The organism is Flammeovirga yaeyamensis (genome assembly GCF_018736045.1).
Lineage (GTDB): Bacteria > Bacteroidota > Bacteroidia > Cytophagales > Flammeovirgaceae > Flammeovirga > Flammeovirga yaeyamensis.
Map to the genome: position 1 here is coordinate 2,633,835 of NZ_CP076132.1, position 15,486 is coordinate 2,649,320.

13 protein-coding genes are annotated in these 15,486 nt (G+C 32.8%); 8 read left to right on the forward strand and 5 right to left on the reverse strand.

Annotated elements, in window-relative coordinates:
* Positions 1-146: 146 nt before the first annotated feature.
* The 4 genes from KMW28_RS10295 to KMW28_RS10310 all read right to left on the reverse strand — a co-directional run bounded on the left by KMW28_RS10295 (position 147) and on the right by KMW28_RS10310 (position 5,883).
* Positions 147-1,211 (reverse strand): PorP/SprF family type IX secretion system membrane protein, encoded by a 1,065-nt coding sequence (locus KMW28_RS10295; protein ID WP_169663483.1) that lies wholly within the window; start codon positions 1,209-1,211, stop codon positions 147-149.
* A gap of 309 nt (positions 1,212-1,520) precedes the next feature.
* The gene (locus KMW28_RS10300) at positions 1,521-2,465 is read right to left on the reverse strand and encodes a lysophospholipid acyltransferase family protein (protein WP_169663482.1); all 945 of its coding nucleotides are present in this window, start codon (positions 2,463-2,465) and stop codon (positions 1,521-1,523) included.
* A 111-nt stretch (positions 2,466-2,576) separates the two neighbouring features.
* On the reverse strand, positions 2,577-4,517 hold the full coding sequence (gene gyrB, locus KMW28_RS10305) for a DNA topoisomerase (ATP-hydrolyzing) subunit B (protein WP_169663481.1): 1,941 nt from the start codon (positions 4,515-4,517) through the stop codon (positions 2,577-2,579).
* Positions 4,518-4,590: 73 nt separating this feature from the next.
* Entirely contained in the window at positions 4,591-5,883 is a 1,293-nt protein-coding gene (locus KMW28_RS10310; protein ID WP_169663480.1) for a tetratricopeptide repeat protein, read from the reverse strand.
* Between the two features lie 196 nt (positions 5,884-6,079).
* Between KMW28_RS10310 and KMW28_RS10315 the strand changes: the two genes are divergently transcribed.
* The 8 genes from KMW28_RS10315 to KMW28_RS10350 all read left to right on the forward strand — a co-directional run bounded on the left by KMW28_RS10315 (position 6,080) and on the right by KMW28_RS10350 (position 14,184).
* Positions 6,080-6,373, forward strand: coding sequence for a hypothetical protein (locus KMW28_RS10315; protein WP_066207605.1), 294 nt, complete (start codon positions 6,080-6,082; stop codon positions 6,371-6,373).
* A 133-nt stretch (positions 6,374-6,506) separates the two neighbouring features.
* On the forward strand, positions 6,507-7,310 hold the full coding sequence (locus tag KMW28_RS10320) for an OmpA family protein (RefSeq protein ID WP_066207603.1): 804 nt from the start codon (positions 6,507-6,509) through the stop codon (positions 7,308-7,310).
* 45 nt (positions 7,311-7,355) lie between these two features.
* Positions 7,356-8,351 (forward strand): tetratricopeptide repeat protein, encoded by a 996-nt coding sequence (locus KMW28_RS10325; protein WP_169663479.1) that lies wholly within the window; start codon positions 7,356-7,358, stop codon positions 8,349-8,351.
* Between the two features lie 88 nt (positions 8,352-8,439).
* A complete protein-coding gene (locus KMW28_RS10330) occupies positions 8,440-9,216 on the forward strand; it encodes an enoyl-CoA hydratase-related protein (RefSeq protein WP_066207599.1) in 777 nt (258 codons plus the stop codon).
* A gap of 69 nt (positions 9,217-9,285) precedes the next feature.
* Positions 9,286-10,794 carry a lipopolysaccharide biosynthesis protein gene (locus KMW28_RS10335; RefSeq protein ID WP_221220788.1) on the forward strand — a complete coding sequence of 503 codons (1,509 nt, stop codon included), beginning with the start codon at positions 9,286-9,288 and terminating at the stop codon, positions 10,792-10,794.
* On the forward strand, positions 10,794-11,228 hold the full coding sequence (gene dut / locus KMW28_RS10340) for a dUTP diphosphatase (RefSeq protein ID WP_169663477.1): 435 nt from the start codon (positions 10,794-10,796) through the stop codon (positions 11,226-11,228). Before KMW28_RS10335 ends, dut begins: the two co-directional genes overlap by 1 nt.
* Positions 11,229-11,245: 17 nt before the next feature.
* Positions 11,246-12,250 (forward strand): sugar phosphate nucleotidyltransferase, encoded by a 1,005-nt coding sequence (locus KMW28_RS10345; RefSeq protein WP_066207596.1) that lies wholly within the window; start codon positions 11,246-11,248, stop codon positions 12,248-12,250.
* A gap of 164 nt (positions 12,251-12,414) precedes the next feature.
* A complete protein-coding gene (locus tag KMW28_RS10350) occupies positions 12,415-14,184 on the forward strand; it encodes a tetratricopeptide repeat protein (protein WP_169663476.1) in 1,770 nt (589 codons plus the stop codon).
* 59 nt (positions 14,185-14,243) lie between these two features.
* Here KMW28_RS10350 and KMW28_RS10355 read toward each other — a convergent pair whose 3' ends face one another.
* Positions 14,244-15,353: a tetratricopeptide repeat protein gene (locus KMW28_RS10355; protein ID WP_169663475.1), complete on the reverse strand. Its 1,110-nt coding sequence runs from the start codon at positions 15,351-15,353 to the stop codon at positions 14,244-14,246.
* Positions 15,354-15,486: the final 133 nt, after the last annotated feature.

Sequence of the window (15,486 nt, forward strand, 5' to 3'; positions counted from 1 at the left end):
GGGTTAATAATTTGCTTTTTTTGGTGGTTTCATAATATACGTATGAACACTATGAAACGATTGTTATTTAATTTACAAAAAACTACTAATTATGAAGTTTTGATGTAAGAAAAGCAAGCAAAGTAAAAATATAAATTGTACTATTCTTATAGAATAGGGGATGGACAAGGTAAATCCATAGGTTTACGTTTTGGTTTTTTTCTATAGTCCTTGTACAGATTAAATGTATATTGAAGACTTATTTCATGTGAATTAGCATGCTGTTGTGGTAGGTCAGACATGGTGATATCGTAGCTATATCCAAAGTTTAGATTACCAATTTTCACACCTGTTAGCAGTACAATAGCATCGTGATTTACCGCATTGTCTTTTTCTGCTGATTTGATTAAAGGAAGACCACGATACCAAACACCTATAAGTAATGGTTGATAATGGAAATAACCTCCAATACTTAATTGATCGTTTTTGCCTTGTGATTGGTAATGTACCGCAAGGGTCATAGATTTTCTTTTGTAATCAGGAATATGCGTACGATGTCCTTTGTATTCAAGCGGTATCATATACCCACCTTCTATTGTGATTCTTGATGGAAGAAAATTACGTTCACCTATAAATGAAATATTAGGTCTATTCATATGATAATAACCAATACCTACCCAATATTTTTCACCATAAAGCATCACTCCAGAATTTACATCTGCATAAGATCTTTGAGAATGAATAAAGGGTTCATTGGTGGCTCCACCTGTAAAACCAAAGGAATCAAGTTGATCATTGAATACCAAAGCAGCAATATCAAGTTTATTTTGACCATAGCCTACTTGCAAGCCCACATTAAGTCCTGTGTATTTATTGATAGGAATAGTATATGAACCTGATGCAGTAAATGAGGAATGTTTTAATGGAGTTCCTTCGTTTACACCGTAGTTATCATTTTTAATAATTGCTCCAAGTGAAAACCGTTTATATTTGAAATTATGATCGAAAGAAGCGATGAAAGACTGAATCCCTGCCGGTAATCCAACCCATTGATTTCTATAATTGACAATAGCACGGGTTTCTCCGGTACTACCTGTTAGGGCAGGATTTAAATAGAGAGGAGTAGCATAGTATTGAGAAAATTGGGTGTCTTGTGCAAATGTTTTGCCATAGGCTAATACGCTTATAAGTATTATCAGATAGCTGCAATAGTTTTTAAAATCAGGTCTCATTTTTCGTAGTGGTGGTTTATCAAGAAAACGTAATCTGAAAAAAAATCGTTTCTTCGAAATGAATCTAAAAATTACACATAGTATATTTTTTAGAATTTTATTGGATTGAAAAAAAGTTCCCCAATATTTTAATTATTTAAAGTTTTTATCACTTATGATTTACATTAAAGAAATTGTATTATTTCATGATATTGGTATTGTGGTATCAAAAAGGTTATTGATCCCACTAATTTTCTTACATAAAAAAACTGCTGACCATTTTATGATAAAAATTGATCAGCAGTTTATTTTATTATTAAAGCTAACGAATTAGCTATTACTTACATCTTCTTCAGGTTTTGTTTTCCATCTTTCGTGAAACCACACCCATTGATCTGGCGCTTCGCGGATAAATTTCTCTAAAGCCAATGACATATTTTGGGTATTTACTTTAATGTCTTTTTGATTATCACCTGTTCTAACCAAAGGAATTTCTTCTCTGATTTCAAGAATATGTTTACCATTTTCTTGAAGTTTTACAGCTGCAGGAATTACAGCAGCATCTGCCTTTAATGCTAACATTGCTGCACCAATTGGAGTGGCAGCAGGTTTGCCAAAGAAATCAACAAAAGTATTCTGAACTTTATTGGTATCCTGATCAATTAATAGAAAAGCCATTCCTCCATCTTTCAACATTTTGAACATCTTGATGGAACCTCTAGGATCTGTTCTTTCTACAAAATCAGCACGTCCGTTTCGATTGCTTCTTCTATTGTTAACTACCAATTCGTTTAATTTGTCATCATGAAGTTTGGCACCAATCGCAATACAAGGATAATCGTTAAGGTTGATATAATATCCCACCATATCAAATGCACCTCTATGACAAGTTAAGAAGACAACTCCTTTTCCTTTATCCAAAGCATTTTTAAGATGTTCTTCACCACTGATTTCCATAATTTCTTTGATATCCTCAACAGAACTCATAGAAGGGTAGCGGATAATATCCGTAAAATTTTTACCAAGATTTTTAAAAACCCTTTTAGTAATTGATTTAGCTTCTTTTTCTGATAATTCATCACCATAAGCATATTTTAAATGCTTAATGGATAAATTTCTTGTGCCAGGCATTACATGATAGGCAAAGCCACCCAACATAGAAAACTTCCACATCAAAAGTTTTCTTGGAATTAGATTCGCCACTTTTAAAAAGAAGATCACGGCCCAATAGATGAGCTCATATTTTACTTTTTTCCAACCTTTGTGTTGACTCATTTTATTTTTGTTATCACCTCTATTTTAATATGACAAATGAAATAGGGGTTTAGTAAAAAAGGCAACGAATAATAATTATCCGTTGCCCTAAGTATAATATATGTTGTCGAATTAAACGTCTACTTTAGCGTAGCGTGCGTTTCTTTCGATAAAGTCTCTCCTTGGAGCAACCTCATCACCCATCAACATAGAGAATAGGTGATCAGCTTCGGCAGCAGATTCAATATCTACTCTACTCATACTACGGAATTCAGGATCCATAGTTGTGTGCCATAACTGTTCTGGGTTCATTTCACCAAGACCCTTATAACGTTGAACGTTTACTTTACCTTCATCGCCACCGAATTCTTGGATTGCTCTAATTCTATCTTCTTCTGACCAACAGTACTTTTCTTGCTTACCTTTCTTCACTAAGTAGAATGGAGGTTGTGCAATGTAAAGGTAACCTTGCTCGATCAATGGTTTCATGTAACGGAAGAACAAAGTAAGAATCAATGTTCTAATGTGTGAACCATCGACGTCGGCATCGGTCATGATGATAATTTTGTGATAACGAAGTTTTTCAAGATTCAATTCTTTCTCATCGTTCTCAGTACCGAAACGCACACCAAGAGCAGTGATAATGTTTTTGATCTCTTCGTTGTCATAGATCTTATGCTCTTGTGCTTTTTCCACGTTAAGGATTTTACCTTTCAATGGAAGAATCGCTTGGAACATACGATCACGACCTTGCTTAGCAGAACCACCTGCTGAGTCACCCTCCACTAGGTATAGTTCACAAGCTGCGGGATCTTTTTCAGTACAATCAGAGAGTTTACCAGGTAAACCAGTTCCTGTAAGAACGTTTTTACGTTGCACCATTTCTCTTGCTTTTCTTGCAGCATGACGAGCTTGTGCAGCAGTAATAACTTTTTGTACAATATTTTTAGCCTCTTTTGGATGCTCCTCTAAGAAAGTTTTTAGAGTTTCAGTCACTGCAGAATCTACAGCACCAGCAACCTCAGAGTTACCTAATTTTGTTTTTGTTTGACCTTCAAATTGAGGTTCAGGAACTTTAACTGAGATAATTGATGTAAGACCTTCTCTGAAGTCATCACCAGAGATATCTACTTTAACTTTATCTAGTAAGCCAGTTTGATCAGCATAAGACTTTAATGTTCTTGTCAATGATCTTCTGAAACCAGCAACGTGAGTACCACCTTCGTATGTATTAATGTTGTTCACATAAGAGAACACATTTTCAGAATACGAAGTATTGTAAGTCATTGCTACTTGAACTTGGATATTCGCCTTTTCTCCTTCCATGAAAATAGGATCAGGTAGAAGAGAAGTTCTAGTGCTATCTAAGTACATTACATATTCACTCAAGCCACCTTCTGAGAAGAAAGTTTCTTGAATATATTCACCTTCTTCATCTTTTTGACGTAGATCTTTAAAGTGAATTTTAATACCTGCATTTAAGTAAGCCAATTCTCTTAAACGAGTAGCAATTGTATCGTAATTGTAAACCCCATGAGTAAAGATGCTCAAATCAGGCCAGAATTGTACGATTGTACCAGTAATGTCTGTTTCGCCAATTTGTTTTACGTCATATTGAGGAATACCTGTTTTATATTCTTGTTGGAATATCTTCCCTGCACGATGTACTGTAACTTTAAGATCTTTAGATAAGGCGTTCACACATGATACACCCACACCGTGAAGACCACCTGATACTTTGTATGTATCTTTATCGAATTTACCACCAGCGTGAAGTACAGTCATTACAACCTCTAAAGCAGATTTTTTCTCTTTAGGGTGCATATCCGTAGGGATACCACGACCGTTATCTTTTACAGTGATTGAATTGTCTTCGTTTACAGTAACATAAATATCTGTACAATAGCCAGCCATGGCTTCATCAATAGAGTTATCTACAACCTCCCAAATAAGGTGATGTAAACCCTTAATACCAATGTCTCCAATATACATGGCTGGTCTTTTACGAACAGCTTCCAAACCTTCAAGGATCTGGATATTACCGGCTGAATAATTGTCTTTTTTTTCTTCCATATCTTTATTAAAAAATATCTGCGAAACTAACTTTTTTTACACTCAAATACAACAAGAAAAACAGTTCGAGTGCTTACTTGCTTGCATTCAAGGTGTTTAATCTTCTTTTGGATTCCGCATCTATACTGTTTTTGTAAGGATGTTTAGGATAGTTTAAAGCTTTCTGATAATATCTTACAGCATTGTGTTTATCATTTAAGCCTTCATAAAGAATACCTAGATTTAAAGCTGCATTTGCTGGATAATAGACCTTTGGTTTATCTCCTTCAAATTTTAGCACCTCAAGATAACATTTTATTGCTAAAGTTGTATCATTTATTGCCTGATTTGATCGACCTAAACGATAATAATATTCTAATTTGTCTACTTGAGGTAATGTATCTATTGTTACCTGCTGAAGAACCTCTAACGATCGATCATATTTTCCACCGTCAAAGAGTATTCTTGACTTCGTAATCCATTGATTTGGATAGGGGGGATTGCTTACAAAATTCAAAGCATATCTATCCAGATTCATGTAGGTTCCTCCTTCATTTAAGACACTATCTTTTAAATCTTCATTAAATGATTTATTCTCTTTTGAAAACCAATCCATGATGAGCTTTTTGTAATAAATATCCTTTACATAATCAGTTGAATAGTGATGCAAGTAGGTATTGAAATGTATATTAGCTTTTTGATATTCTTCAGCATAATAATAAGCAGTTCCCAACACATAATCATAATACCCAAACCATTTGATATCTTCAGGTAAATCAATTAATTCTTGAATAGATAATTCAGGATAATGAATTTTTATGTAGATCCACCCTAAAGCCACCTTTACATACTTATTATCAGGAAATTTCTTTTTAATTTCTTCAGCGAGTTGAAACGATTGTTCTCTTTCTTTTAAAAGGAAAGATGTTTTTAAAATTTCGGTGAGGTAAGCTTGTAAACTTATATATTCAGAAGGATTGTTTTTGGCTTCACTGATATATTTTTCTTGTAAAGCAAAATCCAAAGGACTAAAACCTAAGAAATTTCTGAGCCAATGATACTCGTTGGGCACTTCACTTATTGCAATAGAAATGATGGCTGCATTTAATTTCGAAATGATATCTGTCGAATCGATCTCAATTTTCTTTATTGAGGATTGATAGCTCTTTTTTAAGTCCCAATAAGCCCTCCAGTAATTTCCTTTTTTGATTTCCACTAACCCTTTAATCAGAAGAAGATTATCTGAATACAACCGATTTTTCGGATAAGAATATGTTTTTTCATTAGGAGAAGGGGATAATAGACTACCTAAATAAGTATCAATCTCTTCTTTAGGAAATGAGGTATCCACCTTTTGGGCAATGACAAAATCAATGTTAGAAATCAAATAAATGATAAAAAATACAGTCTTAATATGTATATTGTTTATACTCAAGTGTCTTAAAAAATGAATACTTTAAAAAATCGATTGATTATGTGATACATCACAAAGTTTTTTAATAACTATCATCGAAGTAAACTAAAAAAAATTGGAATCGTTATTTTTTTTAGATAATCTTGTTACTTATCACTAATAAAAATATATGAAATTTATTGTTGAAATCATTTTACCGGAAGTTTTGGATCAAGAATTAATTGATCTATTACCATCACAATATCAAGAAATCGGTGATATGATGAATGAGGGTATTATTTCATCTTTCATGTTATCTGATAACGCACAACGTGCATGGTTAACCATGGATGCTGCATCAGAAGATGAAGTAGATAACCTATTGGCCGCTTTTAAACTTTACGATTTTGTAGAGATGAAAATAATGGAATTAAGCATTGCTGAAATGGCGTCTCCAGCTGTTCCAACATTTTCCCTAAACTAGAATAATCATTATTAAAAAATACAAGCCATTCAAAATGAATGGCTTTTTTTATAGTTTTTACTCAAATCCTCAAAATTGATTTAAATTGCACGTATTTTGCTAATCAAAAGTAAAAGACTTAAAAGATATTGTAATGCAAAAGAAATTCTTATTGGGATTAAATTTTTTATTGATAACATTAACAGCATTCTCACAAGGTGTATCTTCTAACCCCATGATTTTAAAATTAAGTGGTTATGATATGATTTATAGCGAAGAAAAGCCGGATGAAATTGAATTTCCAATGAGTGATGTAGATATAATTCCATTGGCAGGTAATAAAACTTTTGCAACTTTTAAATATCAGTCTGCAGGGAAACATCCTAACAATCAACAAATTTTACAGACATATTTTGATAAGGTTAGATCTTTAAGAGGTAAGCCATTATACAAAGGAGATAATTACGGTTCTTTTCAAATTAAATCCAATACTAAAAAGTTTTGGTGTGTTATAGAAACACATGAAGGAGGAGAATCATACACAGTGACTATCATCGGTCAAGATAAGATACAAGAAGCTGAAACTGCTCAAGAGATGTTGGAGTTGTTGAAATCCCAAGGTTCTATGGATTTATACTTCCAATTTGCAACTGGTAGTGCTACATTATCAAAAGCTTCTCAGCAAACAGTAGACGAATTAGCTAAATTATTGAAGAAATATGCTCCAAAGCTTAAATTGAGTATAGAAGGACACACCGATAATGTGGGTAGTGTTTCAGCCAATAAAAAGCTATCTTTAGATAGAGCAATTTCAGTAAAGAAACAATTGATACGAAAAGGTATTGATCCATCAAGGTTAGAAACTGTGGGATGGGGATCTGAAAGGCCGTTAGAGTCTAACGATACAGAAAAGGGTCGAACAAAAAACCGACGAGTTTCGATAAAAGCATTAAACTAGATATATTTGCAACCGACAAAAATTATTTTGTCGGTTTTTTTAGCTATGAAGAATATATTTTACGCACTGATTTTATTATCTACATTCTCTTGTATCCAAGAGAACAAAAGAAATACTTCCTTTATAAAAGGGAGAGATGCTTTAAAGCAAAAGGAGTATCAAAAAGCGGTTACACAGTTAGAGATGAGTATCCAACAGGATAGTACATTCTCAGATGCTTGGAACAATTTGGGTGTGGCTTATTTTGCATTGAATAATCACGAAGAGGCTGAAAAAGCGTATCAAAATGCTATTTATCATGACTCGTGTTTCACAGATGCTTATCATAATTTAGCCAATCTTCATTACACAAAAGAAAATACGCAAAATGCCATTGATTTTTTGGATAGAGGATTAGAATGTGAGCCAGATAATCATAAACTATTATTAAATAGAGCAACACTCTATCAAGACTTAGAGTCATTTGATAACGCACTGAAAGATCTTCATACCTTAAGAACATCTACAACAAATAATGATGTGTTATATACTAATTTAGGTTATACCTATTATAAACTAAATCAATTGGACTCGGCATTCCACTATTCTTTAATGGCTGTTGAAATCAACGAGTTGAGACATGAAGCTTATAATAATTTAGGTATGATCTCCATGAAGAAAGATCGTTTGATAGAAGCATCAAAGTATTTTAAAAAGGCAGTATCTATGTCTTCAACTAATTCGATGTACCGATATAACCTTGGAGAATCTTACTTTCTAAATAAACAATTTGATAAAGCGAAAGAGTCTTTCAATATGGCCTTATATTATAATGAACAAGATTATAAACTAAGTCCTACGATAATAGCAAATACACTCATCTTAGATAAAGAGTACTCATCACAAGAACTTTTTAATAACTCAAGTGTTAATGAGATATTAGAGAATGTCTACGAAAACTTGAAATTAGTAGGACATAAATCAACATTTTGTCAATTTTTAAGTAGCATTCAAGAAAAAAAATATAAATTTGAAGATAGTATTTATCAAAAATGTAAATAAGTTTTTTACATTTATTGATGAATAGAGTTTGAGAGGATGTAAATCTTTAATTATAATCAAACGCTAACAAAACTGAAATTATTACCATATGGAATATCAAAATCTTCTTTTAGAGAAAAATGAAGGTTTGCTTGTTGTCACAATCAACAGAGAAAGTAAGCTTAACGCACTAAATGGAAAAACTTTAGAAGAGTTAAAAAGTGCTTTCGAAATGGCTTATGATGAACAAGACATAAGAGCAGTAATTATCACGGGAAAGGGTGAGAAAGCTTTTGTTGCAGGTGCAGATATTTCAGAGTTTAAAGACCTGAATGAACTAAATGCAAGAAAGTTTTCTGAGGAAGGACAAGAAATCTTTAATGGTATAGAAGCATGTCCTAAACCTGTAATTGCAGCTGTAAATGGTTTTGCTTTAGGCGGAGGTTGTGAACTATCCATGGCTTGCCATATTCGTGTGGCCTCAGATAATGCAAAATTCGGTTTACCAGAAGTCTCTTTAGGTATAATTCCAGGTTATGGAGGAACTCAACGTTTACCACAATTAGTTGGAAAGGGTATCGCTAATGAACTAATTTTTACAGGTGATATGATTTCTGCTCAAAGAGCATATGAAATTGGTTTGGTAAACCATGTGGTCCCTCAAGAAGAATTGATGGATAAAGCAAAGTCCTTAGCCAATAAGATCTTAGCAAAAGCACCTTTAGCTATCGCTCATGCAATTGATTGTGTAAATGCATCAACAAAAAATGAAGCAGGTTATCAATCGGAAGCCAATGCGTTTGCTAGTGCAATTAAAACGGAAGATTTTACGGAAGGTACTACTGCCTTTTTAGAAAAAAGAAAACCTAACTTCCAAGGGAAGTAACTTAATAAAATATTGAAATAGACCTCTTTGTATGATTTATTTGTGCAAAGAGGTTTTTCTATTCTAAGAATGTTTAAAAGATTATTATCTGATACAATAATATATGGACTAACAACCATCCTTATGAGGTTGATTAACTACTTGTTAGTCCCCATCCATACTAAGGTTTTCAGTCCTGACGATTTTGGTATTCTATCTTTATTTTATTCTTATGCTGTTCTATTTAATGTGATCTATACTTATGGTATGGAGACTACTTATTTTAGATTTGCTACCAAAGACAAGGAGAATAAAGATAAAGTATTCTCAAAAGTATTATCCTCAGTAATTATTACGTCAGTTCTATTCTCTGGGATATTATGGATATGTACTCCATACATATCTACGTATTTAGACTATGATAACTCCTCCACTTTCGTAAAAGTATTTGCTACTTTATTTGCGGTAGACGCCATATTAGCAATACCTTTTGCAAGCCTTAGAGTAGAGGGTAAAGCCAAACGATTTGCGATTCTAAAAATAATTGAAGTACTGTTAACAGTAGGGCTAAATTATTTATTCTTAGTCATATTTAATGATCTATATGCTGCTGCAGAACCAACAAGTTTATTGGGTCAATATTATGATCCTGAATTTGGATTAGGTTATTCATTTGTAGCCAACTTGATTTCAAAAGTCAGCATTCTAATATTATTATCTGATAAAATCCTAAAGGTTAAACTCCAATGGTCTTGGAAGTCGATGAAACCTTATTATAAATATGGTTTCCCATTACTTTTTTCAGGTTTAGCATTCGCTGTAAATGAAGTTTTCGATAGAATATTGATTCCAATTTTATTACCAAAAGATTTTTATGCTTTTGGTGATGCTGAATATGCTTTGGGTGTTTATTCAGCTTGCTACAAACTCTCAATTTTTGTAACATTTACGGTACAAGCCTACAAATACGCTGCGGAGCCATTCTTTTTTAATCAGGCAAATTCAAAAGATTCTCCAAAAGTTTTTGCCAACATCATGTATTACTTTGTCATAGTATTAATGCTTATGGTAGTAGGTGTAACTGCTAATTTAGAATGGTTGGCTTCTATTTTTATCAGACAAAAAGAATATTTAATCGGATTGCCTGTGGTGCCAATACTTTTAATGGCAAACATCTTTTTAGGAATGTACTATAACTTATCTGTTTGGTTTAAAGTCACAGATAATACAAAATATGGTGCTATCATTAGTTTCATAGGAGCAGGAATTACATTAACGCTAAACTTTATATTAATTCCACTTTTAGGTTTTTATGGAAGTGCAATAGCCACATTTGTCTGTTACTTCAGTATGATGGTAATTGCATATCTTTTAGGAAATAAATATTATCCCATCCCATATAATGTAAAAATGATCTCATTTTATTTGATTTTGGGAGGAGCGTTTTTAGTTTTGTTTTTTAATTTGCCAAAACAAGAATTTTGGCCACAGCTGATTACTCAGAATGTATTGTTTATCGGATTTATAATCATTATCGCAATTTCTGAGAGAAATTTTTTAAAACGAGTATTTGGTAATCGAGAGAATACAACGAAATAATGGAAATAAAAGTAATAAATAAAGGGCACCACGCTTTGCCTGAATATCAAACAATTGCTTCCGCTGGTTTAGATTTAAGAGCAGTGCTTGAGGAATCTATCATTTTAAAACCCCTAGAAAGAAAGTTAATTCCTACTGGTTTATACATTGAGCTACCAGTTGGTTTTGAGGCACAAGTAAGACCAAGAAGTGGTTTGGCATTCAAACATGGTCTAACAGTACTAAATTCCCCTGGTACGATTGATGCTGACTATAGAGGTGAAGTAAAAGTATTATTAGTAAATCTATCTAATGATGACTTTAAAATCAAAGACGGCGAAAGAGTTGCTCAAATGGTCGTTGCTAAACATGAAACTGTAGAATGGGTTCCAGTAGAAGAATTATCTGATACTGAAAGAGGAGCCGGTGGATACGGTAGTACAGGAAAAAAATAAAAGTAAAATACTGATATATGAAAATTATTGTACCAATGGCTGGTCGTGGTTCAAGACTACGTCCACATACACTAACTACTCCAAAACCATTAGTTAAAATTGCAGGTAAACCAATCGTTCACCGTTTGGTGGAAGATTTAGCTGCTATGTCTGACGAAAAATTAGAAGAAATTGCTTTTGTAATTGGTGATTTTGGAGAAATTGTAGAAAAGGAATTAGTTGGTATTGCTGAATCATTAGGTGCAAAAGGTACTATTTATTATCAAGATGAACCTCTTGGTACTGCACACGCTATTTTATGTGCTGCAGATAGTATGGACGGTAATATTATCGTCGCTTTTGCAGATACTTTATTCAAAGCAGACTTCTCTATTGATAAGTTTGAGGATGGTATCATTTACACACAAAAGGTGGCAGACCCATCTGCATTTGGTGTAGTGAAATTAAATAACGATGGATTTATCACAGACTTTGTAGAAAAGCCTCAAGAATTCGTTTCTGATCAAGCAATTATCGGTATTTATTTCTTCAAAGAAGGAGAACGCTTAAGAGCTGAATTGCAATATTTAGTTGATAACAATATCATGAATGATGGTGAGTATCAATTAACGGGTGCATTAGAAAACTTAAAAGCGAAAGGGGCTAAATTAAAGCCTGGTACTGTAGAAGAGTGGTTAGATTGTGGTAATAAAGATGCCATCGTAAATACGAACCAAAGATATTTGACTTACATCGAAGATCAAGAATTAGTACACGATTCTTCAGAGTTGGATAATGTAGTCTTAATATCTCCAGTTTATGTTGGAGAAAATGTACGAATCAAAAATGCAGTAGTTGGTCCATATGTATCTGTTGGGTCAAATACAATCATTGAAAACTCAGTAGTACAAAACTCAATCGTTCAAGAAGATTCTGATATTCGAAAAGTGAATATCGAAAACTCTGTAGTGGGTAACCATGTAGTATACAGAGGTCGTTCAAAAGATTTATCTATCGGTGACTTTACATCGGTAAAAGAATAAGAATTCTCTTATTATATACTAAAACAGCGTATAATTTTATATACGCTGTTTTTTTCGTTTACTAATATTTGTAGATTTAGGTATCTTAATCTAATACCTGTTATATTAGGAAAGTTTATTTGGCAGAAAATGCCGTTACTACATTTTTTGGGATTTCAAGAAATATGAAAAAATACTCTTTTAGCTTAATTACCTTCACGTTGGTATTTCTTCTTGGCTTATTGTCATGTGACGTTGCTTTTGCACAAAAGAAGAAGAAAAAGAAAAAAAAGAAAAAGGCTAAAGATACTATGGTGGTCTCTATAGAAGAACCATCAAAAAAGGATTTAAGAAAAGCAGAAGAGCTATTTGTTTATGCTGTAAACGAATACTTATTAGAAGAATATAATCAGTCTATCGAGTTGTTGATGAAATGTAATACCCTAAATCCAAAAGATGATGGGATTAAATATCAAACGGCTTTAGCTTATCAAAAACTTCAAAATTATCAGAAATCTAACCAGTATGCCAAAAGAGCATTGGAATTAGATCCTAATAATAAATACTACTACAAATTAGTTGCTCAAAACTTCGAAATGCTTTCTTTATACAAAGATGCATTGGGCGTGTTAGAAGAGCAGATTAAAGTAACAGGTGATGACGAGGAAGCTTATTTCCAGATTGCCATGTTATACCTTCAAATGGGAGCACCAAGAAGTGCTATCGAATACTTTGACATTGGAGAAAGCAAATACGGTATTAATGATGTTATCGTAAGGCAAAAGCAAAGAATATACATCCGTTTAGGCGATTTAGATGCTGCTTTAAAAGAAGGAGAGAAATTGATAAAAGCCTATCCTGATGAATTGGAATTTAAATATTCACAGGTAAGACTTCTTTTAGGAAATAATAAAACAGATGAAGCTTTAGCTATTCTTGAACCTATTCTTGAAAATCATCCTAACGAGGGTACTGTACATTTTCTATTAGCGAATATCTACAGAAACAGAGGTGAATCGGATAAGTATTATGAAGAACTAAAAGTAGCATTTAGCTGCAGTGATGCTCTGACAGACGAAAGCTACAATATCTTGAACGGATATTTACAGTTTACTTATAATGAAAAGAAACGTCAAGAAGCAGAAGAATTAATCAATATCGCCTTAAAAGCTCACCCTAAAGACGATAGAATTCTTTCGCTTAATGCAGACTATCTTGTTTCTCAAAAACAATATGATGCTGCTCGTACTTTCTACATGAAATCATTAAACAAGAATCCAAACAATTTTAAGCTTTGGAAGCAGGTGATTTCAATTGATTGGGAATTGCAACAATTCGATTCAGTTGATGTACACTCAGATTTAGCGATTGAGTACTTCCCTAATCAGCCATTACTTTACTTGTATAGTGGCACAGCAAAAATGAGTAAGGAAGATTATGAGGAAGCTGTTGTTATGTTTAACCAAGGTTTAACTGTAGTTGTTGATCCAAGCTTAAGAACAGATTTTAATGCTCAATTAGGAGATGCTTACTATAAGTTGGATGAAGTAGATAAAGCATTCAAAAAATATGATGAAGTTTTAAAAGTAGACCCAGTAAATGTCTATGTTTTAAATAACTATGCTTATTTCTTATCACTTAGAAAAGAAAACTTGGAAAAGGCAGAAGAGATGTCTCATCAGACGATATTAGCGGAACCGGAAAACGATACATTCCTTGATACTTATGGATGGGTTTTATTTGTTAAAGGTGATTACGAAAAATCGGCAATGCATTTAAAGAAAGCAGCAGAAATGTCGCAATCAGGTACTGTTATCGAACATTATGGTGATGTACTTTTCAAATTAGGAAAAGTGGATGAAGCTGTAAGTCAATGGGAAAAGGCTAAAGAAATTGGAGGTGAATTATCTAAACAAATTGATCAAAAGATAAGTCAGAAAAAATACATCGAATAAAAGGTCTTATCTTATATCTTAAAAAAAATATATTTGAAATCATCCATAAGAATAAAATTTTATGGATGATTTTCTTTTTCTTCATTATCTAAAAAGTCAGAATCAAAATTACTAAACTGATTTTGGCCCATAGTAGGATTGCCCTCATTTATATCATTTTGATATTCTTCTGTTTGAGTCATTTCATCTTCAGAATTATACATAGCTTGACTACCAGAAGCTGGAGTTGGAGAAACATCCATCAATTTCTCCTTTTCTGATAAATATTTTAAAATCTTAATCGTAGGAGTGTAGTTCGCACATCCTTCTAATGATTTTTGAAAATAGCGCTTGGCTAAATTTAAATTATTAGCTTGTAAGTAAGTCAACGCAAGGTTGTAATGCAAAGCTGGGAAATAAGGTAAACGCATTTGCATCTTGGTATAAGTGTCCGCTGCTTCCTTTACTTCTCCACATCTACTAGAAAAATTAGCTTCTGCTAACTCAGTAAAATCAGGGTGATGTCCTTCATTAGCTTTGTACCATTCCTTGATAGTTCCCGGTAGCCCAACTAGGAACATCATATTTTTGAAAATATTTTTATGGAAAAACTCTATACCCAAATTATCACCTCCATAGGTAGAAGTGGTGGTCCAATACATTTTTCCTTTCCAATAATAGTATTGGTATTGCTTTCGTTTCCTTAATCGATCGTAGTAACCAGTTTCTGGACAAATATCAAATTGTTCTCCATTTGAGATAAGAAGACCGTGCTTATCGCTTATAGAATGACATTCTTCGCAGTATTGATATTGAGTTTCAAAGTGATTGTCCCAATCTATTGGATTATCACAAAAGCCACACACTCTTTTATTTTTAGCATTTCTGGTTTGAAAAATATCAAAAGCTAATTTGATCTCTTTGATCATATCCGATTTGATGATGATACAATTATTTTTCTTGATTAACCATTCAGAAATGGACTTACCAATGATCGGATAATTAACAAATGTAATTACAAGATAACCCTTGTAATAGTTTATACGTAGAATATCATGATAAACGATTAACTCATTGTTTAACGTAATTCCTTGCTCATTTACATTACCTAGCTTAGGTATTATGAAATTACTTTTTCTTTTTTCATTAAAAGTTTTGAAAGAAAAAGCAAATGCTGTTAATTCATTCATATATCTTAAAATCGCTTTAAAGATGCTTCTTTGCAAAAAAAATATTGGTTTGAGCTAAAGTTTTAATATTTTTGCAATACATAAGATATAAAAATCAAAAAGAAATATACAACGTAGCAATACGTTTTAAAGA